General features: G+C 71.5%; 24 protein-coding genes. 5 read left to right on the forward strand and 19 right to left on the reverse strand.

The genetic code is table 11. From position 1 onward, the window contains the following. Positions 1-703: 703 nt before the first annotated feature. Entirely contained in the window at positions 704-3259 is a 2556-nt protein-coding gene (locus WBN91_RS04345) for an ATP-dependent Clp protease ATP-binding subunit (RefSeq protein WP_337726654.1), read from the reverse strand. A gap of 326 nt (positions 3260-3585) precedes the next feature. Here WBN91_RS04345 and WBN91_RS04350 point away from each other — a divergent pair, with 326 nt between their 5' ends. Further along, on the forward strand, positions 3586-4395 hold the full coding sequence (locus WBN91_RS04350) for a (2Fe-2S)-binding protein (protein WP_337726655.1): 810 nt from the start codon (positions 3586-3588) through the stop codon (positions 4393-4395). Between the two features lie 176 nt (positions 4396-4571). Here WBN91_RS04350 and WBN91_RS04355 read toward each other — a convergent pair whose 3' ends face one another. Together WBN91_RS04355 and lysS are read right to left on the reverse strand one after the other, a co-directional pair. Further along, positions 4572-4919 carry a histone-like nucleoid-structuring protein Lsr2 gene (locus WBN91_RS04355; protein ID WP_337726656.1) on the reverse strand — a complete coding sequence of 116 codons (348 nt, stop codon included), beginning with the start codon at positions 4917-4919 and terminating at the stop codon, positions 4572-4574. Positions 4920-5032: 113 nt separating this feature from the next. Next, positions 5033-6544, reverse strand: a complete 1512-nt coding sequence (gene lysS / locus WBN91_RS04360) for a lysine--tRNA ligase (protein ID WP_337726657.1) — start codon at positions 6542-6544, stop codon at positions 5033-5035. A 51-nt stretch (positions 6545-6595) separates the two neighbouring features. Here lysS and WBN91_RS04365 point away from each other — a divergent pair, with 51 nt between their 5' ends. Next, the gene (locus WBN91_RS04365; protein ID WP_337726658.1) at positions 6596-7360 is read left to right on the forward strand and encodes a class I SAM-dependent methyltransferase; all 765 of its coding nucleotides are present in this window, start codon (positions 6596-6598) and stop codon (positions 7358-7360) included. 3 nt (positions 7361-7363) lie between these two features. Here WBN91_RS04365 and WBN91_RS04370 read toward each other — a convergent pair whose 3' ends face one another. From WBN91_RS04370 to WBN91_RS04390, 5 genes are all read right to left on the reverse strand, one after another. Then, on the reverse strand, positions 7364-8149 hold the full coding sequence (locus tag WBN91_RS04370) for a type III pantothenate kinase (RefSeq protein WP_337726659.1): 786 nt from the start codon (positions 8147-8149) through the stop codon (positions 7364-7366). Between the two features lie 27 nt (positions 8150-8176). Beyond that, positions 8177-8659, reverse strand: coding sequence for an aspartate 1-decarboxylase (gene panD / locus WBN91_RS04375; protein WP_337726660.1), 483 nt, complete (start codon positions 8657-8659; stop codon positions 8177-8179). Between the two features lie 13 nt (positions 8660-8672). Next, positions 8673-9563 carry a pantoate--beta-alanine ligase gene (panC, locus tag WBN91_RS04380; RefSeq protein ID WP_337726661.1) on the reverse strand — a complete coding sequence of 297 codons (891 nt, stop codon included), beginning with the start codon at positions 9561-9563 and terminating at the stop codon, positions 8673-8675. Positions 9564-9569: 6 nt separating this feature from the next. Further along, positions 9570-10460: a Rossmann-like and DUF2520 domain-containing protein gene (locus WBN91_RS04385; protein WP_337726662.1), complete on the reverse strand. Its 891-nt coding sequence runs from the start codon at positions 10458-10460 to the stop codon at positions 9570-9572. Positions 10461-10548: 88 nt separating this feature from the next. Further along, positions 10549-11724: a PrsW family intramembrane metalloprotease gene (locus WBN91_RS04390; protein ID WP_337726663.1), complete on the reverse strand. Its 1176-nt coding sequence runs from the start codon at positions 11722-11724 to the stop codon at positions 10549-10551. 30 nt (positions 11725-11754) lie between these two features. Here WBN91_RS04390 and WBN91_RS04395 point away from each other — a divergent pair, with 30 nt between their 5' ends. Both WBN91_RS04395 and WBN91_RS04400 read left to right on the forward strand, forming a co-directional pair. Beyond that, positions 11755-12663, forward strand: coding sequence for an SAM-dependent methyltransferase (locus WBN91_RS04395; protein WP_337726664.1), 909 nt, complete (start codon positions 11755-11757; stop codon positions 12661-12663). A gap of 152 nt (positions 12664-12815) precedes the next feature. Further along, entirely contained in the window at positions 12816-13889 is a 1074-nt protein-coding gene (locus tag WBN91_RS04400; RefSeq protein WP_337726665.1) for an NADH-quinone oxidoreductase subunit D, read from the forward strand. 8 nt (positions 13890-13897) lie between these two features. Here the strand turns inward: WBN91_RS04400 and WBN91_RS04405 are convergent, their stop codons facing one another. The 10 genes from WBN91_RS04405 to ftsH are packed head-to-tail and all read right to left on the reverse strand — an operon-like array spanning position 13898 to position 22689. Then, positions 13898-16096, reverse strand: coding sequence for a DUF6779 domain-containing protein (locus tag WBN91_RS04405; protein ID WP_337726666.1), 2199 nt, complete (start codon positions 16094-16096; stop codon positions 13898-13900). A gap of 50 nt (positions 16097-16146) precedes the next feature. Next, positions 16147-16599, reverse strand: a complete 453-nt coding sequence (locus WBN91_RS04410) for a DUF3180 domain-containing protein (protein WP_337726667.1) — start codon at positions 16597-16599, stop codon at positions 16147-16149. A gap of 22 nt (positions 16600-16621) precedes the next feature. Then, positions 16622-17278 carry a maleylpyruvate isomerase family mycothiol-dependent enzyme gene (locus tag WBN91_RS04415; protein WP_337726668.1) on the reverse strand — a complete coding sequence of 219 codons (657 nt, stop codon included), beginning with the start codon at positions 17276-17278 and terminating at the stop codon, positions 16622-16624. 55 nt (positions 17279-17333) lie between these two features. After that, positions 17334-17687 (reverse strand): hypothetical protein, encoded by a 354-nt coding sequence (locus tag WBN91_RS04420; protein ID WP_337726669.1) that lies wholly within the window; start codon positions 17685-17687, stop codon positions 17334-17336. Further along, on the reverse strand, positions 17684-18166 hold the full coding sequence (locus tag WBN91_RS04425; RefSeq protein WP_337726670.1) for a hypothetical protein: 483 nt from the start codon (positions 18164-18166) through the stop codon (positions 17684-17686). The genes WBN91_RS04420 and WBN91_RS04425 overlap by 4 nt, the downstream gene beginning before the upstream one ends. Before the next feature lie 41 nt (positions 18167-18207). Then, positions 18208-18690 (reverse strand): 2-amino-4-hydroxy-6-hydroxymethyldihydropteridine diphosphokinase, encoded by a 483-nt coding sequence (gene folK, locus WBN91_RS04430; RefSeq protein WP_337726671.1) that lies wholly within the window; start codon positions 18688-18690, stop codon positions 18208-18210. Next, positions 18683-19045 carry a dihydroneopterin aldolase gene (folB, locus tag WBN91_RS04435; RefSeq protein ID WP_337726672.1) on the reverse strand — a complete coding sequence of 121 codons (363 nt, stop codon included), beginning with the start codon at positions 19043-19045 and terminating at the stop codon, positions 18683-18685. Before folB ends, folK begins: the two co-directional genes overlap by 8 nt. Next, positions 19038-19823 (reverse strand): dihydropteroate synthase, encoded by a 786-nt coding sequence (gene folP / locus WBN91_RS04440; RefSeq protein WP_337726679.1) that lies wholly within the window; start codon positions 19821-19823, stop codon positions 19038-19040. The genes folB and folP overlap by 8 nt, the downstream gene beginning before the upstream one ends. A 29-nt stretch (positions 19824-19852) precedes the next feature. Continuing rightward, complete coding sequence (gene folE, locus WBN91_RS04445) at positions 19853-20476, reverse strand: GTP cyclohydrolase I FolE (RefSeq protein WP_337726680.1); 624 nt, start codon at positions 20474-20476, stop codon at positions 19853-19855. A 5-nt stretch (positions 20477-20481) separates the two neighbouring features. Next, the gene (ftsH, locus tag WBN91_RS04450; RefSeq protein ID WP_337726673.1) at positions 20482-22689 is read right to left on the reverse strand and encodes an ATP-dependent zinc metalloprotease FtsH; all 2208 of its coding nucleotides are present in this window, start codon (positions 22687-22689) and stop codon (positions 20482-20484) included. Positions 22690-23111: 422 nt separating this feature from the next. Between ftsH and WBN91_RS04455 the strand changes: the two genes are divergently transcribed. Further along, positions 23112-24812, forward strand: a complete 1701-nt coding sequence (locus tag WBN91_RS04455) for a substrate-binding and VWA domain-containing protein (protein WP_337726674.1) — start codon at positions 23112-23114, stop codon at positions 24810-24812. Positions 24813-24863: 51 nt separating this feature from the next. Here the strand turns inward: WBN91_RS04455 and hpt are convergent, their stop codons facing one another. Continuing rightward, positions 24864-25415 carry a hypoxanthine phosphoribosyltransferase gene (hpt, locus tag WBN91_RS04460; protein ID WP_337726675.1) on the reverse strand — a complete coding sequence of 184 codons (552 nt, stop codon included), beginning with the start codon at positions 25413-25415 and terminating at the stop codon, positions 24864-24866. Positions 25416-25431 lie beyond the last annotated feature (16 nt).

Here is a 25431-nt window from a genome sequence, read left to right on the forward strand (position 1 = left end):
GGCGCGGCGGGCGAGGGCGCAGGTGTGCGCGGGCAGGCGCAGGCGGGCGCGGGCAGGGGCGGGCAGGGGCGGGCAGGCGCAGGCGGGCGCGGGCGCGGGCGCGGGCGGGCGAGCACGGCGGGCAGGCAGGTGCGGCGGGGCGCGCTCGGTGGCGGGCAGGCTGGCAGGCGGGTAGCGAGGCCACCAGCAGGCAGCGGGCGGCAGCCGGAGGGCTCGGGGCTGGCCCGGAGGCCGAGCAGGCGACAGCCGGAGGGAGCCAGTAGCCAGCGGGGCGGGCAGTGGGCGACAGGCGGGGCGGTCAGGCGGCCAGAGCGGCAGGCGGCCAGCGGCCGAAGCGGCAGGGGACGCCAGCGGGCTGGCCGGTGGCAGGGGGCCGGTCGTCGGCGGGGGTGCGAGGAGCAGTGCGGGCGGGCGGTGCGGGCAGGCAGGGGCGGTGCGGGCACGGCGGGCGGGCGGTGCGGGCGGTGCGGGCGGGCGGTGCGGGCGGGCAGGGCGGTGCGGGCGGGCGGTGCGGGCGGGCAGGACGGGCGGGTTGGCGGGTGGGGTTGGGGGTGGGGCGTGGGCCGCGCGACCTCTTCACATCACGGGACGCTCGAACCTCGGCCTGGTTCCCGATCCTGCATGTCACTCGATCGAGGGAAACCCGCCGAAGTGGGAAAACGCCCCCCGGGAGGTCCCGGGGGGCGTTTTCACAGGCACTGCGTCAGGCGGACTCGGAGTCCGACTCGCCGGCGTCGCCGCCGGAGGAGGCCAGGTCCACCGGAGGCGCGTCGGGCACCCGCAGGGGCTTCGACTCGCCGCGGAAGACGAAGTGGGCCTTGTCGTCCGCTTCCGATTCGCCGTCCCAGCCCTCGACGTCGGTGATGATGATCTGGCCCGGCTGGATCTCGCCGAACAGGATCTTCTCCGACAGCTGGTCCTCGATCTCGCGCTGGATCGTCCGGCGGAGCGGACGGGCGCCGAGGACCGGGTCGAAGCCGCGCTTGGCGAGCAGCTTCTTCGCGCGGTCGGTCAGCTCGATCGCCATGTCCTTGTTCTTCAACTGCTGCTCGACGCGGGCGATCATCAGGTCCACCATCTTGATGATCTCGTCCTGCGTGAGCTGGTGGAAGACGATGATGTCGTCGATGCGGTTGAGGAACTCCGGCCGGAAGTGCTTCTTCAGCTCGTCGTTGACCTTGTTCTTCATGCGCTCGTAGTTGGACGCGGTGTCCTGACCCGAGGTGAAGCCCAGGCCAACGGCCTTGGAGATGTCCGACGTGCCCAGGTTCGAGGTGAAGATGATGACGGTGTTCTTGAAGTCCACCGTCCGGCCCTGACCGTCGGTCAGGCGGCCGTCCTCCAGCACCTGGAGCAGCGTGTTGTACACCTCCTGGTGCGCCTTCTCGATCTCGTCGAACAGCACCACGGAGAACGGCTTCCGGCGCACCTTCTCGGTGAGCTGGCCGCCCTCTTCGTAGCCGACGTAACCGGGAGGGGCGCCGAACAGGCGCGACGCCGTGTAGCGGTCGTGGAACTCGCCCATGTCGATCTGGATGAGGGCGTCGTCCTCGCCGAACAGGAAGTTCGCCAGCGCCTTGGACAGCTCGGTCTTACCGACGCCGGACGGGCCGGCGAAGATGAACGAGCCGGACGGGCGCTTCGGGTCCTTCAGGCCGGCCCGCGTGCGGCGGATGGCCTGCGACACGGCCTTGACCGCGTCGACCTGGCCGATGATCCGCTTGTGCAGCTCGTCCTCCATGCGGAGCAGACGGGTGGTCTCCTCCTCGGTGAGCTTGAACACGGGGATGCCGGTCCAGTTCGCCAGGACCTCGGCGATCTGCTCGTCGTCCACCTCGGCGACGACGTCGAGGTCGCCGTCCTTCCACTGCTTCTCCCGCTCGGCCTTCTGGCCGAGCAGCTGCTTCTCCGAATCACGCAGCTTGGCGGCCCGCTCGAAGTCCTGCGCGTCGATCGCGCTCTCCTTCTCGCGGCGCACGTCGGCGATCTTCTCGTCGAACTCGCGCAGGTCCGGCGGCGCGGTCATGCGGCGGATGCGCATGCGGGCGCCGGCCTCGTCGATCAGGTCGATCGCCTTGTCCGGGAGGAACCGGTCGTTGATGTACCGGTCCGCCAGGGTCGCGGCGGCGACCAGCGCCGAGTCGGTGATGGAGACGCGGTGGTGCGCCTCGTACCGGTCGCGGAGACCCTTGAGGATCTCGATGGTGTGCTCCAGCGACGGCTCGCCGACCTGGATCGGCTGGAACCGGCGCTCCAGGGCGGGGTCCTTCTCGACGTACTTGCGGTACTCGTCGAGGGTGGTCGCGCCGATGGTCTGGAGCTCGCCGCGGGCCAGCATCGGCTTGAGGATCGAGGCCGCGTCGATCGCGCCCTCGGCCGCGCCGGCGCCCACCAGCGTGTGGATCTCGTCGATGAACAGGATGATGTCGCCGCGCGTGCGGATCTCCTTGAGCACCTTCTTCAGGCGCTCCTCGAAGTCGCCGCGGTAGCGCGAGCCGGCCACCAGGGAGCCCAGGTCCAGCGTGTAGAGCTGCTTGTCCTTGAGCGTCTCGGGCACCTCGCCCTTGACGACCATCTGGGCCAGGCCCTCGACGACGGCGGTCTTGCCCACGCCGGGCTCGCCGATCAGGACCGGGTTGTTCTTGGTGCGGCGGGACAGCACCTGCATGACCCGCTCGATCTCCTTGGTGCGCCCGATGACCGGGTCGAGCTTGCCCTCCCGCGCGGAGGCGGTGAGGTTGCGCCCGAACTGGTCGAGCACCAGGGAGGAGGACGGGGTGCCCTCGCCGCGCCCGCTGGACTCGGCGGCGCCTTCCTTGGTCGAGTAGCCGGAGAGCAGCTGGAGCACCTGCTGGCGGACGCGGTTGAGGTCCGCGCCCAGCTTGACCAGGACCTGCGCGGCGACGCCTTCGCCCTCGCGGATCAGGCCGAGCAGGATGTGCTCAGTGCCGATGTAGTTGTGCCCGAGCTGCAACGCCTCGCGCAGCGACAGCTCCAGCACCTTCTTGGCGCGCGGGGTGAAGGGGATGTGGCCGGAAGGGGCCTGCTGGCCCTGGCCGATGATCTCCTCGACCTGCTGGCGGACGCCCTCCAGCGCGATCCCCAACGACTCCAGCGCCTTGGCGGCGACACCTTCACCCTCGTGGATCAAGCCCAGGAGGATGTGCTCGGTGCCGATGTAGTTGTGGTTGAGCATCCGGGCCTCTTCCTGGGCCAGGACAACCACCCGCCTCGCGCGGTCGGTGAACCTTTCGAACATTCGCACTCCCTGACTGCTGCGCCGGCGGTCCTCGGGCTCACCCACAGCTCGGCCGTGGAGAGCGCGGCACCGTGGGACCACTGTAGTCGTCAGCCCCGACACTCTCAGTTCCCGTTCGCGTGCAGTCACCTTCGGGGATCTCTGACATCGGTACCAACGTGGGATCTGCCAGGCAGATTCCACGGATCGGGCGATGTCCGCTCAACGCGAACACCCCGCCGCGCGGCGTCCCGGTGGCGTGACCGGGGTCACCGTCGGCCACCGAGACGAGCAAACCTCGGTAAGGTTAGGCAAGCCTTAAGAACCGACCGCGAGGGCCTTCCACCATGACCGTACCGGCGAGGACACGAGCACGCGAAGCGCGCACGCCCATCGCCGGGTCCCTGGGCCGGGCGAACACCCTCGCCGAGTGGTGCGAGGTCCGCTTTGGCCTCCCGGAGGACCCGACCGGCTGGACGACCGCCGACACCCTCATGGCCGAGCCCGCCCGGTTCGACGCCTGGCGCGCCGACCTGGGCCGATGGCTGGTGGACAACTACGGCGAGGCCCCGGAGCGCACCACCGCCGGGTACGTCATGAGCTGGTACCTCAGCGTCGTCGGCATGGTCGGCGGCACCCTGTTCCACCAGGCCCGCCGGGTGCCGTCGCTGCGGCCCTCCGACGTGGCCCTGCGGGTCGCCGACGACGGTCGCCCGCACATCGTGGCCGTCGCGCTGCTGGCCGAGGACTTCGCGTGCCTGCCCGACGACGCCGAGAGCGACCACCCGGCGGCCACCGTCGTCGCCGACGAGCACGCCCTGGCCGGGCTGCTGCGCGCCCGGTTCGCCGCGCACGCCGCCGAGTTCGTGCGGGCCTTCGGGCCGACCGTGCGGCTGGGCAGGCGGATGCTGTGGGCCGCCGCCACCGACGCCCTGGACGGCGCGGCCTGGCGGGCCGGTCAGCTGTGCGGGGACGAGGCCGCGGGTGTGGCGGACGCCGCCCTGCTCCTCCCGGACCGGATCGAGCCGTTCACCTCCGCCACGACCCTCCGCGCCACCGACGCGGGCTGGACCCGGCGGCGGCAGAGCTGCTGCTTCCACTTCGCGCTACCAGGCGCCGAGGTGTGCGACACCTGTCCGCGCGTCGGCGCGCGCTGATCCGTTCGGCGGTATCCGTTCACAGACGGGTCCACGCTTTGCGTGACATCGTTGCGAACTTCACCTTCCAACGTTCAACAAGATCTTCCCGGAATACGACGAAGGGGCGCCGGCCGAAACCGGTGCCCCTTCGTCGATTGACGTAATTGCCGTGGCGTTCGCCACGTCAATCAGCCTCAGCCCTGCTGGTGGTAGGCCTCCAACACCTCCGCCGGGATGCGTCCGCGATCGGACACCTTCATCCCCTGCTTGCGCGCCCACTCCCGAATGGCCTGGTTCTGCTCCCGGTCGGCGGACGCGGGACGCGCCGCCTTGACCCCGGCGGGACGACCCGGACCGCGCTTGCGACCGCCCGCCTTGCGAGCACTGGCGACGAAGTCGGCGAGAGCGTCGCGGAGCCGGCCGGCATTATCCGCGGAAAGGTCGATCTCGTAGGACACACCGTCCAAACCGAAGCCGACCGTCTCCTCCGCCTTCCCACCGTCCAGGTCATCGACCAGGGTCACGGTGACCTTCTGCGCCATGCGTATCCTCCTGGACTCGAATGCGCGGTTTCCCCGACCGCGACCCAAAGCTTTACGGAGTGCAGGTTAGCGCACAAGTACCGCAATGCGCAGACCGGAGTCGAAGAAGTTACTCATTCCGGGCGCACGAGGGGGAACAGGATCGTCTCCCGGATACCCAGGCCGGTGATGGCCATCAGCAGTCGGTCGATGCCCATTCCGACGCCACCGCTCGGTGGCATTCCGTACTCCAGCGATCGCAGAAAGTCTTCGTCCACCGGCATGGCCTCGTCGTCCCCGGCGGCACCCAACCTGGCCTGGGCTTCCAGCCGCTCCCGCTCCACGACCGGGTCGACCAGTTCCGAGTAACCCGTGGCCAACTCGAATCCGCGCACGTACAGGTCCCACTTTTCGGCGACGCCCGGTTCCGTCCGGTGCTGCCTGGTCAGCGGCGAGGTCTCGACCGGGAAATCCCGGACAAACGTGGGCGCGTGCAGGTGGTCGCCCACCAGGTGCTCCCACAGCTCCTCCACCAGCTTGCCGTGCCCGAGCTTGGGGTCGGTCTCCAGGCCGTGCCGGTCGGCGAGCTTGCGCAGGTGCTCGGCGGGCGTCGCGGGCGTGACGTCCTCGCCCACCGCCTCGGACAGCGACCCGTACATGGTGAGCGTGGTCCACTCGCCGCCCAGGTCGTACTCCGTGCCGTCGGCCAGCGTCACCACGTGCGACCCGGCCACGGCCATCGCCGCCTCCTGCACCAGCTCGCGCGTGAGCACCGCGTTGGTGTCGTAGGTGGCGTACGCCTCGTAGTACTCCAGCATGGAGAACTCGGGCGAATGGGACGAGTCCATGCCTTCGTTGCGGAAGTTGCGGTTGATCTCGAAGACCTTCTCGATACCGCCGACCACGCACCGCTTGAGGTACAGCTCGGGCGCGATGCGCAGGAAGAGGTCCATGTCCAGCGCGTTCGAGTGGGTGACGAACGGCCGGGCCGCCGCCCCGCCCTGCAACGTCTGCAACATCGGGGTCTCGACTTCGACGAATCCGCGCCGGTGGAACGAGTCCCGCAGCGACCGCACGACGGCGGCCCGGTTGCGCACGGTGTTGCGCGCCTGCTCCCGGACGATGAGATCCACGTACCGCTGGCGAATGCGGGTTTCCTCGGCGAGTTCCTTGTGCGCCACCGGTAGCGGGCGAAGGGCCTTGGCCGCCATCCGCCACTCGTGCGCCATCACCGACAGTTCGCCGCGGCGGGACGTGATGACCTCGCCGCGCACGAATACGTGGTCGCCCAAGTCGACGTCGGTCTTCCATTCGCCCAGCGACTCGTCGCCCACGTTGTTCAGGCTGAGCATGGCCTGGAGTTCGGTGCCGTCGCCTTCGCGCAGCGTCGCGAAGCACAACTTGCCGGTGTTGCGCAAGAACATCACCCGGCCGGTGACGCCGACGACCTCGCCGGTGGCGGTGTCGGGTTCCAGGTCGGGATGCGCTTCCCGGACCTCGCGCAGCGTGTGGGTGCGCGGCAGTTCGACCGGATAGGGGTCGACCCCGCGTTCCAGCAGCCGCGCCCGCTTCTCCCGGCGCACGCGCAACTGCTCGGGCAGATCGTCGTCACTGGTCACGGCTGGGTTCGCAGGCTGCTCACTCACGCCGAGAAGGGTAGAAGAAAGGTCTCTCGGGTATTCGAACGGGTTCTCACTATGGTGGGTGCGGTGACGGGTGACGACGTGACTGCTCGCCGGGCCAACTCCTTCGGCCCGCAGGCCGAGGCCTACGCCCGGCACCGGCCGGACTACCCGGCCACCGCGATCCGCTGGGCGCTGGCGCCCCTGGGTCCGGGCGCGCACCGGGTGCTCGACCTGGCCGCCGGCACGGGCAAGCTGACCACCGGCATCGTCGCCGAGGGCCACCAGGTGACCGCGGTCGAGCCGGACGAGGCCATGCTGTCGGAACTGGTCCGGCACTGCGGCGGCGTGCGGGCGCTGCCGGGTTCGGCGGAACGCATCCCGGTCCCGGACGCCACGGTGGACGCGGTGCTGGTGGGCCAGGCCTTCCACTGGTTCGACCCGGACCGGGCCATGCCGGAGATCGCGCGGGTCCTGCGCCCCGGCGGCGTCCTGGCGGCCCTGTGGAACAGCGACGACACCTCGGTCCCGTGGGTGGCGGAGTTCGGCGCGGTCTCGGGCGCGATCTCGGCCGCGGTCGGGTACGCCGGCCGCACCGTCCCGGACCACGCCCTGTTCCGGGACGCGGCCGAGACCACCTTCCGCCACACCCACCGGCGGACAGCGGAAAGCCTGGTCGCCACGGTGGGCACGCACTCGCACACCCTGGTGATCCCGCCGGAGGAGCGGCAGCAGCTCCTGGAGAAGATGCTGACCTACCTGCGCTCCCGCCCGGAAACCGCCGAGGGCGAGTTCGAGGTGCCGCTCATCACCTACGTCAAACGCCTGATCCGCGCCTGACGCTCAGCGCATGTTGCGCTCGAACACCAAGCGCAGGCCCAGCAGGGTCAGGTCCGGGACGTGGCTCTGGATGGTGGCCGATTCCGCGACGACCAGCGGAGCCAACCCACCCGTCGCGATCACCGCGACCGGACCGGGCTCGCTGAGCTGGAGTTCGTCGATGATCCGCCGCACCAGCCCGTCCACCTGCCCCACGAACCCGTAGACGATGCCCGACTGCAAGCACTCGACGGTGTTCTTGCCGATCACCGACCGCGGCCGGACCAGCTCGACCTTCCGCAGCTGGGCCGCCCGAGCCGCGAGCGCGTCCACCGAGATCTCGATGCCCGGCGCCAGCGCACCGCCCAGGAACTCGCCCTTGGCCGAGATGACGTCGAGGTTGGTGGACGTGCCGAAGTCCACGACCACGCAGGCCGTGCTGTGCAGGTGGTGCGCGGCCAGGGTGTTGATCACGCGGTCCGAGCCCACCTCCTTCGGGTTGTCCACCAGCAGCGGCACACCGGTCCGGACACCCGGCTCCACCAGCACCTTCGGCACCGCCGAGTAGTACCGGCCGAGCATCACGCGCAGTTCGCGCAGCACCGCGGGCACCGTCGACAGCGCCGAGATGCCGGTGATCTTGTCCGCGTACTCGCCGAGCAGGCCCCGCATGGTCAGGGCCAGCTCATCGGCCGTCATGCGGGCGTCGGTGCGCATCCGCCAGTCGCGGACCAGTGCGGCTTTGTCACCGGTCCCGTCGTAGAGGCCGAGGACGATGTTGGTGTTGCCGACGTCGATGGCGAGCAGCACGCCCGTACTCCCGGTTCTTCAGCTCGGCTAGTTCTCGGCCTGGATCAACGCGTCCAGCGCCGTGGCGTCCTCGGTCTCCGACACGGGCTCCGGCGCCGGCTCCACGACCGCGCCGGACACCAGGCCCGAGCCCTCGGGCGCGTGCGCCGGGTTCGCACCCAGGTCGGCGACCTTGTTGTCCGCGTCCACGAAGACGACCTTGGGCTGGTAGGCCCGCGCCTCGGCGTCGTCCATCTGCCCGTACGCGATGAGGATGACCAGGTCGCCCGGCTTGACCAGGTGCGCGGCGGCGCCGTTGATGCCGATCACGCCGGTGCCGCGCTCGCCCGGGATGACGTAGGTCTCCAGGCGGGCGCCGTTGGTGACGTCGACGATCGCGACCATCTCGCCGGGCAGCAGGTCGGCGGCCTCCATGAGGTCGACGTCGACCGTCACCGAGCCCACGTAGTGCAGGTCGGCCTGGGTGACCGTGGCGCGGTGGATCTTCGACTTGAGCATCGTGCGCAGCATCGCGGTCCCTCTCTCACTCGTCGCCGGTGCCGAGCAGCACGGGGGCGTTGTCGATCAGCCGGGTCGTGCCGACCCGAGCGGCGACGAGCAGCCGACCGTCGCCGTTCTCCGGTGCGGGGCCGAGGTCCGGCGCCCGCAGTTCGAGGTAGTCCACCGAGACCGCGGGCTCGGCGGCGAGCACGTCCGAGGCGGCCTTGAGCACGGCCTCCGCGCCCTGCCCGCTGACGTGCGCGCCCGCCGTGAGCGCGGCGGACAGGGTGGTCGCGGCCAGCCGCTCCTCCGCGGACAGGTAGCGGTTGCGGGAGGACAGGGCCAGGCCGTCGGCCTCGCGCACGGTCGGCACGCCGACCACCGCGACCGGGAAGTTCAGGTCCCGCGCCATCCGGTGGATCAGGGTCAGCTGCTGGTAGTCCTTCTCGCCGAACACCGCGTAGGTCGGCTCGACGATGTTGAAGAGCTTGGCCACCACGGTCAGCACGCCCGCGAAGTGGCCGGGCCGGACCGCGCCCTCCAGCTCGTCGCCCAGCGGGCCGGGCGACAGGGTCACCGTGGACCCGGGCAGGTACATGTCCTCGGCGTTCGGCGCGAACACCAGGCCCACGCCCTCCTCGCGGCACATGTCCACATCGGACTCGAACGTGCGCGGGTAGCGGTCCAGGTCCTCGTTCGGGCCGAACTGGGTCGGGTTCACGAAGATCGACACCACGACCACGGTGTTCTGCATGACCTTCGCCTCGCGGATCAACTTGCGGTGACCCGCGTGCAACGCGCCCATCGTCGGCACCAGCGCGATGTTGCGCCCGGCGCCGCGCAGCGCCCGCACCACGCGCCGCAGCCGGTCCGGGTCGCGGTGCACGGTGACGTCGTTGGGCGAGTAGTCGTCCTTGGTGAGCGGCTTGGTCATGCTGGTTCAGTCCTCGAGGGTGGTGCGGACGTCGGTCGCCGCGTCGGGCTTGAGCAGCCCGGCGGCCTGTGCGCGGTCGGAGGTGCGGCGCGCGAGAACCCGGTACGCGGCAAGGGTCTCAGGCGCCTGCTCGCCCAGGACGCGCAGGTGCTTGGCGAGGGTGCCGGCGTCGCCGCGCGCGACCGGGCCGGTGAGGGCGCGGTCGCCGTGGCGCAGCACGTTGTCCAGGGCGGCGGACAGCAGCGGGCCCAGCATCCGCTCGGCGTCGGCGATGCCCGCCGAGCGCAGCAGGTCCGCGCAGTCCGCGACCAGGGTGATCAGGTGGTTCGCGCCGTGCGCGAGGGCCGCGTGGTAGAGCGGGCGGGCCGCCTCGGGGATGCGCACGGGTTCCGCGGCCATCTCCACGACCAGGGCCTCGCCGACGTTCCAGGCAGCCTCGTCGCCGTCCGCGGCGGTCACACCGACCGAGCACGCGGTCATCCGCTCGACGTCCTCGGCCCGGCCGGTGAACGTCATCACCGGGTGCAGCGCCACGCACAGCGCGCCGACCTCGGCCGCGGGCGCCAACACGCCGACGCCCTGCGCGCCGCTGGTGTGCACGACGATCTGCCCGGCCCGCAACGACCCGGTGGCCACGAGCCCGCGCACCAGCCCGGCCAGCTCGTCGTCGGGGATTGCCAGCAGCACCAGGTCCGCGCTCGCGGCGACCTCCGGCGGCGGCAGCACGGGGACGTCGGGGAGAAGTTCCTCGGCGCGGGCCAGGGAGGCGCGCGACACCGCGGACACCGAGCCGACGACGTGGCCCGCCCTGGTCAGGGCGGCGCCCAGCACCGAGCCCACCCGGCCCGCGGAGATCACTCCGACAGCCAGCCGCGCGGGGCGGGGGGTCGCGTCCATGCGACGTACTCCGTTCGAGGCGTTCCAGTCCCGTGGTCGGGTACCGGACGACGGCCGCGAGCGTAATCCGCGTCCGCCGGACCGGGCGTCAACTGCGACGAACACCACCCGCGGCCTTGAGCGCACCGGGTGCGTCGATCGCGGCCTGACGTGCGGCGATGAGGGCGTCCAGGAGCGCGGAGTGACGTTCCTCCGAGCCCGCCTCGGCGGTGCCCGACGCCATCCGGTGGCGCAGGAACGCCAGTTCCGTCGCGGCCACCTGGTACCCCGCGACGGCCCGCGCGGCCTGTTCGCCGACCTTGCGCCGGACCGCGCGCCGCCACCGCCGCCTGCCCTGGAGGCTGGCCAGCAGGGTGACCTCGCTGGAGGCGATCCACCGGTTGGCGGCCATCTCCGGCAGCTGCCCGGCCACGATCCGCTGCTCGCGGCGGCGCTGCCAGATGACCAGCCACACCATTGCGGCGAACACCGGCACCATGATCAGGAAGTACAGGTTGATGAACGTCGAGCCGGTGCCGACGGTGGTGGAGAAGTTCCACAGCGAGTGCAGGCCGGCCGCGCCCAGGTAGCCCAGGATCGGGGCGACGACGCGGACCCGCTTGTTGGCCGTCATGGCCGCGATGCCGATGCCGATGCCGGTCATCGACGTGAACAGCGGGTGCGCGAACGGCGAGAGCACCCCGCGCAGCACGAACAGGGCGATCACGCCGCTGGACAGGTCGCCGAACCCGGAGTCCACGAAGACGCGGGCGAAGTAGTAGATGTTCTCGGTGTAGGCGAACCCGGCGGCGGTGACGCCCGCGTACACGATCCCGTCCACCACGCCGTCGAACTCCTCGCGCCGGCGCAGGAACAACACCACCACGAACACGGCCTTGGTGGCCTCCTCCACGATCGGCGCGCCGATCACCGCCGCGAACGTCGACCCGTCCCCACCGTTGATCAACTCGCCGAGGACGTGCGCGGTCTGGTTGAACACCAGCGAGGTGATCGTCGCGCCGCACGCGCCCCACGCGAAGGCCAGCAGCAGGATCTTCGCCGGTTCCGGCTCCCACCGGTCGACCCACAGGAACGCGCCGAGCACCGCCGCCACCGGCAGCAACGCGGCCACGGCGCCGACCAGGATCGGGACGAGCCCGATCTTGGTGGTGCCCAGGCCGAGCAGCACCAGGCCGCACACCCCCAGGGCGATCAGGCCGACCACCGGCAGCAGGACGGTCCAGCGGCGCTGGTTCGCGCGCTTGCGGGCAGGGGAGGCGGTCACAGTGGGCAACCTTAAAGGGACACTTGACCGATGCGGGATTCGGAAGGGGCTTGGCGCGAGGCGCTCTACGGGCCGACGGGCTTCTTCACCCGCGGAGAGCTGCCCGCGGACCACTTCCGGACCGCACCCCTCATCGGCCCTGAGCTGGCCGAAGCCCTCGTGGTGCTACTCGATCGGGTGGATTTCGCGCTGGGCCGGCCGGCCCGGGTGGATTTCGTCGACGTCGGAGCCGGCGGCGGGGAGCTGTCCGCCGGAGTGCGGGCGGCGGTGTCGGGCTCGCTCGGGCGGCGGCTGCGGGTGACGGCCGTGGACGTCGGTCCGGCGCGCTCGCTGCCCGGGGTGGCGTGGGAACGGACGTTGCCGGACTCGGTGGTGGGGTTGCTGGTCGCGCACGAGTGGCTGGACGCCATCCCGTGCCCGGTGGTGTCGTGGCCGTGCTCCGACCCTTGGCTCGCGCGGTGGTGGCCGTTGCGGCCGGGGTGGCGGGCGGAGGTCGGCGCACCCCGGGACGCCGCGTGGGCCGACGCCGTGTCGCGGGTGCGGGGTGCCGCGCTGGCCATCGACTACGGGCACGTGCGGGCGGACCGGGCGGCCGGTCGGTACCCGGCGGGGACGTTCACCGCTTACCGGGACGGACGGCAGGTCGAGCCGGTGTTCGACGGGTCATGCGACCTGACCGCGCACGTGGCCCTGGACGCGTGTGCCGCTGCGGCCGGCGGGGAGTGGGTGCTGGTGTCGCAGCGCGACGCCTTGGCCGCGCTGGGACTCTCCGGCGAAGTGTCGGGCGCTGGGATGGCGTGGCTGGAGTCGCTGGCGAGGTCCGGGCGGGTGGCGGAGCTGCGTGACCCGGCGGGGCTGGGCGCGTTCGGCTGGCTGCTGCACGGGGTCGACGTGCCGGTGTCGTCGCTGCTGCCCCCACTGCCGCCCTGGACACCGTGACCTCACGCTCCCTGCTACCCAGGACGCTGCGGACCTCGCCTGCCGCCGGGACCTCGCGCACGCCCGGCTTTGTCGGTACCCCGTGCGATCATGGAGTCGGGGGCCGGAGGCCACGCCAGGGCCGGCGCGCCGGTCCGTGCGAGCATGGGTCCGTGGAGATCACCGTTGGGGTCGGGGCCAGTGCGCGGCACCTGGGCGTGGACCGCGTGGTCGACCTCGGCCCGCTGCACCCGTCCGCGCACGGCGCGTACCGCCTGCGCCTGACCGTCCGCGACGACGAGACGATCACCGCCGCCGAACCGCTCGTCGGCCACCTGCACCGGGGCGCCGAGAAGCTCTTCGAGGTCCGCGACTACCGGCAGGTCCTCACCCTGGCCAACCGCCACGACTGGCTCGCCGCCTTCTGCAACGAACTCGCCGTCGCCCTCGCCGTCGAGCGCATGACCGGCATGGACGTCCCGCCCCGCGCCCAGGTCCTCCGGGCGGTGCTGTGCGAGCTGAACCGGATCATGGCGCACCTGGTCTTCCTCACCCCGCTCACCGGCCCGGTCGCCGCCGCCGGCCGCGAAGCCGTGCAGGCCGTGCTCGAAGAGGCGTCCGGCGGGCGCATCCACTTCATGTTCAACCGCATCGGCGGGCTGCGCGAGGACGTCCCCGCCGGCTGGGTGGACCGGGTCCGCGCAGCAGTGTCCACTGTGGACACCGGCGAGATCCCCACCGGACTGGCCGGGATCGGCGTGCTCAGCCGGGACGCGGCGCTGGCGCACGGCGTCACCGGACCGATCGGGCGGGCGTCCGGGGTGGACCTCGACCTGCGCCGCGACGACCCGCTGCCCGGCTACCGCGACCTGGACGTCCGGCCCGTCGTGCGCACCGAGGGCGACGCCCTGGCCCGCGTCCGGTGCCTGGTGGACGAGGTCGGGCAGTCCGTGCGGCTGGTGCTCCAGGGCCTGGACCGGCTGCCGAGCGGCCCGGTGAACCTGCGGCTGCCCAAGGCGGTCAAGGCGCCCGAGGGGGCCGTCTACACGCGGGTCGAGGCGCCGCTGGGCACGTCCGGCGTGCTGCTGGCGTCGCGGGGCGAGAAGACGCCGTGGCGGCTCAAGCTGCGGACGCCGTCGTTCAACAACGTCCAGGCCCTGTCCGCGTTGTTGCCCGGCACGCGGGTGGACGACCTGCCGGCGGTGCTGGGGTCGTTCGCCGTCGTGGTCGGGGACATCGACAAGTAGTCGGCCGGTCAGTCTTCGCCGCGCCGACGCCTGCGCCGGGGTGAATCCGCCCCACCGAACGCGGCGAGCAACTCGCTGACCGACTTCCCGTCCGCGTGCGCCCCCGCGGGCTCGGGCGCGGTGTGCTCGGGGGCACGCCTGCGCCCGGTCACCTCGGCGGACGACCGACCGGCGGGCTCCGCGGTCACCGGCTCGTACTCGCCGGTGTGCTCGGCGGCCCGACGGGTGGTGGCGGGCGTGACCGGCCGGAACCCGGCCCCGGTCGCAGCGGCCCGGCGACCCTTGGTCTCCGCCTGACCCGCGTTCTCGACTGGGCGGTAACCGGCCCCGGTCATCTCGGCCGCGCGGCGGACGGCGGTCGGCCTGGCCAACCCGGCGTCCACATCGGACTCGAAACCATGCGCCGATTCCCCTGGCACGGGACGGAAACTGCCGGTCTCGGCCGCCCGACGCCCGCTGTCGGGGCGGGCGGGGGTCACCGGGAAACCACCGGTCTGGTGCACGGCTTCGGTCTGGCGCACCGAACTCGCGGCCACCGTGCGGAACCCACCCGTCTGCTCGACCCGACGGGCCGCGGGCTCGGCGGGACGCGCGGCCGGTTCGGCTGAGCTGTGGCGGGTGGCCGACTCGGCGGAACGCGCGGCCGGCTCGCCGGTGGCGTAACGGGCGGCGGGCTCGCCGGAACGCGTGGCGGGCTCAGCGGAGCCATAGCGGGCGGCGGGCTCGGCGGAGCCGTAGCGGGGAGCGGGCTCGGCGGAACGCGCGGCGGGCTCAGCGGAGCCATAGCGAGTGGCCGACTCGGCGGAGCCGTGGCGGGTGGCGGGCTCGGCCGACGCGTGACGAGTGGCGGGTTCGGCCTGCGCGCGGCGGGCGGCCTGGTCCGTCAGCACGGCGTCGCGGCTGATCATCTCGGTCCGCTCGGCGACCCGGCTGCGCCGCTCGCCCTGCGCGGCGGGTTCGAGGCCGATCCCGAGGCGACCGGCGTCGAGGCCGACCTCCTCGACCTGGTGGCGCACCTCGCCGTGCTCCGGCGCGGGACGACCGGTGGCCGGGCGGCTCGGCTCCGCGGCCCGAGCGGGTTCCGGGCGGCGAGCGGGTTCCGCCGGGCGGGCAGGCTCGGCGCGGCGAGGTTCGGCGGCACGGGCGGGCTCAGCGGGTTCCGCGCTACGCGACGGTTCGGCGCGACGGCCCGGCTCCGCGGCACGAGCCGGTTCCGAACGGCGGGCAGGCTCCCCGGCGCGCAAAGGATCAGCGGCACGCAAAGGATCGGCAGCACGCAAAGGATCAGCGGCACGCGAGGGATCGGCAGCACGCGAAGGGTCAGCGGCACGCGACGGTTCGGGGGCACGGGACGGTTCGGCGGCGCGCGAAGGATCGGCGGCGCGGGACGGGTCCGTCGAGCGCGATGCAGTGGCCGGGGCGAGGCGGCCGGCGAGGTCGGCGCGGTTGACGCGTTCCGTGGACTCCGAGCGGGTGGCGGCCGGTCGTTGCGGCGTCGTGCGCAAGGGTTCGCGGCGGGCGGGTTGTGACTGGTCGCGGCGGGCGGGGTCGGGGCGGGTCGGTTCGGGGCGGCGGGTCTGGTCCTTGCGGGAGCCGTCGTGCGCGATCCGCTCGATCAGCTCGGTCCGCTCCGGGCTGGGCGTCTCGGCGGCCTTGGCGGCGACGGCCTTCGCCGGCCCGGCCGTGATGATCCGCTGGTCGCCCACGGCCATCAGGCGGGACTGGTCGGACAACGCGCGCATGCGGGTCGACTCCGCGCGCAGCGCCACCCGTTCCACCAGGACCTCGCCACCCAGCAGGGCTTCCAGGTTCTCCCGCAGCACGCGCAGCTCGTTGCGCAGCGCCTCCAGGTCCTCGCGGGACTCCTCGCGCACGCGGCGGCGGGTCTCCGCCTCCAGCTCCAGCTCGTACTCGCGCCGGGCGGCGACCTCGCGCTCCAGCTCCAGCTCGTACACGGACTGGAGGTCGGCCACCTCGTCGTCGCGGTCGGCGACCTGCCGGCGGTAGCGGGCGGCGAGGAAGGCGCCGGTGAGCGCGGCCCACAGCGCGGCGACCACGGCCAGTCTCAGCCAACGGGCGTTGTCGCTGAGGACCAGCACCGCCGCGGCACCCAGGGCGAGCGCCAACGCTGCTACCAGCAGTAGTCGCCCGATGCCACGACCGTGATCTTGCTGCTCGCCGTCCTGCGACGCGCCTCGCCCGGTCATGGCCCCTACCGTACCGGTCAGTTACCCGATTGAGACCTCCGCGCCCGTATTCACCCGTTGGCGTGGGGATCTTCGGGGGTCTTGCAACAGTGCTCCAACCACAGTCCCGCAGTGATCAGCACGGCCGCGCAGACGAGCCCGACGATGGCACTGACCAGGTCGTGGCGCGCGGCGTCGAATTCGCCCTGAGCCGGAATCACGTAGACCAGCACGCCGCTCCACGCGCCCGCCATGATCGCCCCGAGGAGTGATGACGCCTTCGCGAGCGCCACAGCGCGTGCCGCGGTCAGCGGCTGCACCGGCTCGGCCCCCGGCTTGCGCCGGATGCGGGCGCGCAACGAGAAGGCGAGCACCACGTCCACCGCGGCGATCACCAGCAGGGTGAACCCGGCGAACGTCGGCAGCTCGGGCAGCGAGTCGTAGGACAGGCGCAGCAGCAGGTGGACGAGCAGGCCCGCGATCAGACCGACGGCGAGCAGGTCACGGGGCTTGGTGAACCTCACCGCTCCATCGTGTCACCAATGGTCATTCGACGAGCGCCGTCTCCCGGGCGCCGAACAGCTGGAGGGCGGGCAGCCAGCGGGTGGGGTCGGCGTCCCAGTCCATCGACCGGATCTGGCTCTCGCTGCGCCGGCCGCCGATGACCCGCATCAGCTCGAACGACGAGGTGCGCAGCGTCGCGGACGGCTCGCCTTCGCCGAGGATGCGGTCACCGTGCTCCAGGGTGATCCGCAGAGCGGGCAGGTGCTGTTCGCGCAAACGCTTGTCCAGCTCCTGCATCGGGCGCGTGAGGGCGGCGCGGACGGCCACATTGTCCCGTTCCCCGGGCTGGTCCAGGGCGGCCCTGATGTCGTGCTCGTGCTGCACGATCTCCGCCACCAGCACCGCGCCGACCGGCGAGTCGAACAGCCCTTCGGAGATCTCGAAGTTCCGCTCCCACTCGACGAGCAACTCCCCCAACGCCTTGTCCCGCCGCTCCTCGACCTGCTTCTCCCCCCACTGCCCGGTCTCGTGCCCCTCGAACCGCCGGTTGACGAAGTCCCCGAGCCCGCCGGCGAGGTGGGCGACCACGTCCTTGACCGTCCACCCGGGACAGGCGGCGACCTCGACCGAGGCATCCCCGTTGGTGACCAGACTGATGATCCGCCGCCGCGCGGCGTCGTAAGTGACCGCGTTGCTCATCGCCGACCTCCTCCGCCGACGCTAACCCCGGCCCGGCCTCGGCGCAGTACGAGCGCTACTCGGTGGCCTTGGGATGCCCCGTACCAGCCCAGGTGATCCACACCGTGCGCCGCTCGGCGTCGGCCAGGTACCAGATCCGGCCACTCCCGGTCACCTCGATCTGCCACCTGGGCAGCATCCGGCCACCGTGCGAGGCGTGCGACAGCGGCCCTCGGAGCTGGTGGTGGCGCGTGGTCTCGATCCGCGGAGCCGGGTGCGTCCGCATCTCCTGCCAGGCGGCGAAGGTGTTCGCCGCCGCCTGGCGACCCAACTCGTCCCAGCCCTTGACCGCGTCGTTGTTCGCGAACTTGACGTCCCAGTCCTCCGGCCGAGGCGGTGGCGCCGCGCGATCACCACGCTTGGGGCTCAACTACCCACCTCCGGCGGCGGGACCGGCCCGAAGTCGCCGTGCTCCGCCTGTGTCAACGCCTTGAGGAGTTCGGGGTCGGCGTAGACCTCGGCGGTGTGCTTCCACGCCGCGATGACCACGTCTACAGGAGCCTTGGTGTCGAGGTCGTCCGTGGCCCTGAGGGCTTCCACCAGCTCGACGACGAACTCGCGGACGCTCTCGGTCGGCAGGTAGCGAACCCACGGGAAGACTTCGGGCACGACCTCGGTCACCAGCGTGCGCACGCCGGGGTCCCGCTGCATCATCGCGACGAACATCCGTGTCGCGACGGAGTCCGAAGCCGGGGTTCGAGCGGCACGGGAAGCCGTGGTCAACACCAAGTCCTCGTCGTCGCGGCGGCGGAGGCGGAGGCGCTCTCCCGGGGCCTGCTTGAGCTTGGCCACCGTGTCTTTGGGCTTGTTGATGAGATCCGAGAACGGAACTTCGACCTGAGCCGCCATACCTTCAAACTACCTTGAAAGTCGACACGGGTCGAGGAAGTTCACCTCAAGGTGAGGTCGTCGCGGCGGGTCACGCCGGTCAGGTCCAGGCCCGCCACCAGGTCGACCACCCGCCCGTGCCCAGGCAGAACCGCGTCCGGGTCGATGTCCAGCCACGGCACCAGCACGGTGGCCCGCTCGTGCGCCCCCGGATGCGGCAGCAGCAGCTCAGGGTCCTCGGACACCACGTCGTCCACGGTCACCACGTCGACGTCCAACGTCCGCGGCCCCCACCGCAACGACCGCACGCGCCCCGAAGCGTTCTCCAGGGCCTGACCCCGCCGCAGCAAGTCCCAAGCGCCAAAAGAACCCGAGACGATCAGCACGGCGTTCAGGAAGTCGTCCTGGTCCGTCACGCCCCAAGGCGCGGTCTCGTACACCGGGGAAACCGCGACCAGCTCGGAAGCGAACCCCTCCACCGACGAGCGCAGGTACCCCAACCGGTCGCCCATGTTCGAGCCGATGGACAGCACGGCCCTAGTCACGGGTGCGCCTCACGGTCACCGACACGTCCGCGAAGGTCAGCGGGATCGGGGCCGACGGCTTGTGGACCGTCACCTCCGTCGCCCGCACCCGCAGGTCGGTCATCACCTCGTCCGCGACCTTGCCGGCCACGGTCTCGATCAGGTCGTACGGGCCGCCCGCCACGATCGCTGCCGCGCGCTCGGCCAGCTCGCCGTAGTGCAGCGTCTCGCGCAGGTCGTCGGTGGCCGCCGCGCGCGAGAGGTCCAGCCACGCCGTGATGTCGACCAGGAAGTCCTGGCCGTCGCGCTTCTCGTGTTCGAACACGCCGTGGAACCCGTGCACGCGCAAGCCGCGCAGCGAAATCCGGTCACTCATGGCCCCGCCTCCACGCCCTGGCCACCGCGACGGCGTCCAGGGACTTGTCCACGTCGTGCACCCGCACGCCCCAGGCGCCCAGGAAAGCAGCAAGCGTCGACACGGCGGCGGTCGCGTCCTCGCGACCGTCCGGCTCCCGGCCACCCAGCAGGGCACCCAGGAAACGCTTGCGGGACGCGCCCACCAGCACCGGGAAGCCCAACGCGAGCAGCTCGTCCAACCGGTGCAGCAGCTGCCAGTTGTGCTCGGCGTTCTTGGCGAACCCCAACCCGGGGTCGAGCACGATGTCGTCCGACGACACGCCCGCCGCCAGCGCCGCGTCCACCCGCTCGCACAGCTCGTCCCGCACGTCACGCACGACGTCGTCGTACACGGCCAGCTTGTCCATCTGCCGCGAGTGACCACGCCAGTGCATGAGCACATAAGGCACCCGCGCGGACGCCACGACCGACGCCATCTCCGGATCGGCCAGGCCGCCGGACACGTCGTTCACGATCGACGCACCGGCCTCCAACGCCGCGCAAGCGACCTCGGCGCGCATGGTGTCCACGGACACCGGCACCCCGGCCGCCACCAGCTCGCGGATCACCGGGGCGACCCGCGCGGCCTCCACCGACGGCTCGACCCGCGCGGCGCCCGGACGGGTGGACTCGCCGCCCACGTCCACGATGTCCGCGCCGCGCTGGTGCATCGCCACCCCGTGCGCCACCGCGTCGGCCAGGTCCAGGTACCGGCCGCCGTCGGAGAACGAGTCCGGGGTGACGTTCAGGACGCCCATGACGACGCAGTGCCCCGGTCGAGGCACGCTCACCTGGTACGTCCCTTGATCAGCTCGATGGCCTCGGCGCGCGAGGACGCCGACGTCCGCAGCAGCCCGCGCACGGCGGACGTGGTGGTCCGCGACCCGGGCTTGCGGACGCCGCGCATGCCCATGCACAGGTGCTCGGCTTCCACGACCACGATCACACCACGCGGCTCCAGCCGCCGCACCAGGGCGTCGGCCACCTGCGAGGTCAGCCGCTCCTGCACCTGGGGCCGCTTGGCGTACAGGTCCACCAGCCGCGCGAGCTTGGACAGGCCGGTGACCCGCCCCTGCTCGTTGGGGATGTACCCGACGTGCGCCACCCCGTGGAAGGGCAGCAGGTGGTGCTCGCAGAAGGAGAACATCGGGATGTCGGTGACCAGGACGAGCTCCTCGTGGCTCTCGTCGAAGGTCTTCGCCAGCACCGAGTCCGGGTCGGTGTACAGGCCCGCGAACAGCTCCCGGTACGCGCGCGCCACGCGGGCGGGCGTGTCCTGGAGGCCTTCGCGGTCCGGGTCCTCGCCGCAGGCCAGCAGCAGTTCCCGCACGGCCGCTTCGGCCCGCTTCTGGTCGAAGGGCCGCCGCGCGAGGCCGGCCCCCCCGTTGACGGGGAGGCCGGCCTGGTCGATCTCGGTCACTTGCGGTTGTCCGGATCCGTCTCGAAGTTCCGCTGGTCGGACGCCTCCGTCGGCTCGGGCTGCCACTGGGGTGACTGCCCGCCCGGCACGGTGGCCGGGGTCCACCCGGGCGGCGCGCCGTAGTTGGGCGGGCCGGAGGACGGGTGCGTCGGCTGCGGCGGCTGGTACGGGGACCCGTTGCTGCCGTTCGGCGCGGCCTGCGGCGGCGTGGGGACCGGGTCCTGCACGGGCGGCAGTTCCTGGTCGAGGGTGTCCTCGATGGCCGGGGGCCACGGCTCGCCGCGCTCCTTGGCCAGTTCGGCCGGGGTCTTGACCGGCGGCTTGTCCGACGGCGTCCGGTTGCCGAAGTCGTTGAACTTCGTGATCCGGGGCCGCTTCTCGACGCCCGCGAAGATCCGCTCCAGGTCCTTCTGGTGCAGGGTCTCCTTCTCGATCAGCTCCAGCGTGAGCGCGTCGAGCACGTCGCGGTAGGTGTTGAGCACCTCGTAGGCCTCGGTGTGCGCGGCCTCGATGAGTTCGCGCACCTCCTCGTCGATCTCGTGCGCGACCTCCAGCGAGTAGTCGGCCTGCCGGCCTGCCGTGCGGCCCAGGAACGGTTCGCCCTGCTCCTGGCCGTACTTGACCGCGCCCAGGCGGGCGGACATGCCGTACTCGGTGACCATCGCGCGGGCGATCTTGGTGGCCTGCTCGATGTCGTTGGACGCGCCCGTGGTCGGCTCGTGGAACACCAGCTCCTCGGCGGACCGGCCGCCCAGCGCGAACACCAGCCGGGCGATCATCTCGGACCTGGTCATCAGGTCCTTGTCCTCCTCGGGCACGGACAGCGTGTGACCGCCGGTCCGGCCGCGGGCGAGGATGGTGACCTTGTAGACCGGGTCGATGTCCGGCATCGCCCACGCGGCCAGGGCGTGCCCGGCCTCGTGGTAGGCGGTGATCTTCTTCTCCTTCTCGGAGATGATCCGGCTCTTGCGGGCCGGACCGCCGATCACGCGGTCCACCGACTCCTCCAGCGCGGCGCCGGTGATGACGGTGCCGTTCTGGCGGGCGGTGAGCAGGGCGGCCTCGTTGATCACGTTGGCCAGGTCGGCGCCGGAGAAACCCACGGTGCGCTTGGCCAGGCCGTCCAGGTCCGTGTCCGGGCCCAACGGCTTGCCCTTGGCGTGCACGCGCAGGATCTGCTTGCGGCCCTTCAGGTCCGGCGCGGACACCGGGATCTGCCGGTCGAACCGGCCGGGGCGCAGCAGCGCCGGGTCCAGGATGTCGGGCCGGTTGGTCGCCGCGATCAGGATGATCCCGCCGCGCGAGTCGAAGCCGTCCATCTCGACCAGCAGCTGGTTCAGCGTCTGCTCGCGCTCGTCGTGGCCACCGCCGAGGCCGGCGCCGCGGTGGCGGCCGACCGCGTCGATCTCGTCGACGAAGATGATGCACGGCGCGTTCTGCTTGGCCTGCTCGAACAGGTCGCGCACGCGGGAGGCGCCGACGCCGACGAACATCTCGACGAAGTCCGAGCCGGAGATCGAGTAGAACGGCACCCCGGCCTCACCGGCGACGGCGCGCGCGAGCAGCGTCTTGCCGGTGCCGGGCGGGCCGTAGAGCAGGACGCCCTTCGGGATCTTCGCGCCCAGCGCCTGGTAGCGGCCGGGGTTCTGGAGGAAGTCCTTGATCTCCTGGAGCTCCTCGACGGCCTCCTCGGCGCCCGCGACGTCGGCGAACGTCGTCTTGGGCATGTCCTTGGACAACTGCTTGGCCTTGGACTTGCCGAAGTTCAGGACGCGGTTCCCGCCGCCCTGGGCGTTGTTCATCATCCACATCAGCAGCAGCAACAGCAGGCCGAGCGGGACCAGGTACAGCAGGAGCTGGACCAGGAACGAGTCCTGGCTCACCTTGGTCGCCACCGCGGGCTTGTTGCCGGCCTGGTCGAGGATGGTGAACACCTCGTCGGTGGAGCTGGCCGGGAACTGCGTGATCAGCCGATCGTGGCCCTCGAAGTTCGCCCCGTCGACCAGGGTCAGGCGGAGGCGCTGCTCCTTGTCCTCGATCGTGGCTTCCTTGACCTTGCCGTCCCGGATTTGCTGGAGTGCTTGGGACGTCTTGACCTCGGTGTAGCCCTTGGTGTCGTCGAAGAGCATGGAGAAGACGTAGTAGAGCAACAACACCGCCACGATCCACAGCAGCGGGTTGCGAAGCAGGCGCTTGCGGTCCATTCACTTACGGCCGGCGGGCGGCCTCGACCCTCCCTGACTTGGTGACGGGCGCGGACGGGCACGACCCGTCCGACCAGCCTACCGCCCTGAGCACGGGCGGAGTGCTCCGCGGTGTGGGGCAGTCACGTCTCGCCGGACCAACGGCCGGGGGGCGTCAAGTGTTCCCCGCCGTGACCGCGAACACGGTGCGCAGGTCAAGCGGGTTCACCCGGGCGTGTGAACGATCATGAACTTTCCGGGCTACCGGGCCGTAACACTGACTAGGGGTATCGCGTTACTAGCAGGTAGCAACCAAGTGAGGGTCATTCGAGTGACATAGAACACGAGAGTTTGTCACGTGAGCGGCCCGTGTCATCCTCGGCAGTTACTGAGTGTTCAACGCCCACCCGAAAGGGTGAACACCAACCGAAGGTACTAACGGTATGTCAGCTCGCAACGAGCGTTCCCCCAGCCGGGCGCGCCGGATAGCCCTGCCCCTCGGCGCCCTCCTGGGCGTCGTCGCGGCGGGTGGTGTCGCGGTCGTCGCCATCAAGGCCACCAGTGGCCCCGAGTGCAAGGGCACCCTGCCGCTGAAGGTCGCCGTGACCCCGGCGGTCGAGGAGGTGGTCCGCGGCGCCGCCGACGACTACCAGGCCGGACAGCCCGTGGTCGAGAACAAGTGCGTCCAGGTGCAGGTCGAGGCGCGCGGCGCGGCCGACGTGTCCCACGAGCTGCCCACCGCCCAGATCAACCCGCCCGCGCTGTGGATCCCGGACTCCTCCATGTGGGCCGCCGAGACCCAGCGGCAGGCCGGTGACCAGGGCGCCGACGCGCCCCGGCTGGACATCAAGGACTCGCTCGCCTCGTCACCCCTGGTGATCGCGGGCTCCGAGAAGGCCATGACCGACCTCGGGTGGCCGATCACGCCCGTGACCTGGGCGAAGGTCGTCGACCCGCGCGTGGCGGTGTCGTTGAGCGACCCCACGACCTCCACGGAGGGCCTGGCGACGCTCGCCGTCATCCGCGCCCAGCTGGGCAACCCGGACGGCACGCCCAAGCCCGAGCTGATCGGCGCGCTGCTGCGGGTCGGCCGCAACGCGCTGCCGTCCGTGCGCGACGCGTTCGGCAAGGTCGTGCAGGGCGCGGAGAACGCCCCGGTGTTCACCGCCGCCGAGCAGAACGTGCTGTCGGCGAACCGGGCGGCCGGGTCGCGCCGGGTCGTCGCCTCCTACCCCAAGGAGGGCACGGTCAGCTTCGACTACCCGGTCGTGCGGGTGAGCCGGTCCGGCGAGCAGTCCGGCACCGCCCAGGCCGCCGAGGGCTTCGAGAAGGCCCTGCGCAACGGCCGCACGGCGCAGCGCTTCGCCGAGGCGGGGTTCCGCACCCCGGACGGCAAGGCCCCGCAGGGCTGGAGCAACGAAAAGGACGGCGTGCGCGGCGACGACGTGGCCATGCTCAAGACGCCGTCCCCCGACCAGGTGTCGGAGCTGCTGCGGACCTGGGGCGCGGTCAGCCTGGACACGCGGATCCTGGCCGTGCTCGACGTCTCCGGCTCGATGGCCGAGAAGATGCAGGGCAGCGAGCTGACCAGGGTCGAGGCGGCCCGCGACGCGTCGCTGACGGCGCTGGCGATGCTGCCGGACACCTCCGAGATCGGCCTGTGGGCGTTCTCGACCAACCGCAAGCCGAAGGGCTACCAGGAACTGGTCCCGGCCGGCCCGCTGGGCGAGCCGCTGGGCGGCAAGCCGCGCCGCGAGCAGTTGCAGAAGGGCGCGGGTGGCGTTCCGGCGCTGGTCGGCGGCGGGACGTCGCTGAACGACACGGTGCTGGCCGCCTTCCGGCACGCGCAGCAGACGTTCAACCCGTCGAAGATCAACTCGGTCACCATCATGACCGACGGCAGCAACGACGACATCTCCACGCTCAAGCTGCCCGAGCTGGTGGAACTGCTGAAGAAGGAAGCCGACCCGGCCCGCCCGGTGCCCCTGTTCATGGTGGGGCTGGGGCCGGAGGCCGACATGGAGACGCTCAAGCAGATCGCGTCGGCCACCGGCGGCAAGTCCTACCAGGCCCTGAAGCCGGACGACATCAAGACCGTGCTGCTGGACGCCATCTCCCAGCGCCGCTGCCGCCCGAACTGCTGACAGGCACGAAGAAGGGGCGCTCCCGAAGCCGGGAGCGCCCCTTCTCGCTGTTCAGCTCGAGTAGACCTTCGGGTCCAGCGTGCCGATGTAGGGCAGGTCCCGGTAGCGCTCGGCGTAGTCCAGGCCGTACCCCACCACGAACTCGTTGGGGATCTCGAAGCCCACGTACTTCACCGGCACGTCCACCTTCACCGCGTCCGGCTTGCGCAGCAGCGAGCACACCTCCAGCGACCGCGGCTTGCGCGAGGCCAGGTTCTTGAGCAGCCACGACAGCGTGAGGCCCGAGTCGATGATGTCCTCGACGATGATCACGTCGCGGTCCGCGATGTCGCGGTCCAGGTCCTTCAGGATGCGCACCACGCCCGACGAGGACGTGGACGACCCGTAGGAGCTGACCGCCATGAACTCCAACTGGACCGGTACCGGCAGCGCTCGCGCCAGGTCGGTCATGAACATCACCGCGCCCTTGAGCACGGTGATCAAGACGAGGTCGGAACCGCCGTCGGCCGGGTGGTCGGCCGCGACCTTGTTGGCCAGCTCCGTGACCTTGTCACTGATCTCCTGCTCGGTGATGAGCACGGAGGCGATGTCGCCGTCGTACACGGACGAACCCCTTTTT

The sequence above is a fragment of the Saccharothrix sp. CCNWYY140 genome (assembly GCF_037401995.1).
GTDB lineage: Bacteria > Actinomycetota > Actinomycetes > Mycobacteriales > Pseudonocardiaceae > Actinosynnema.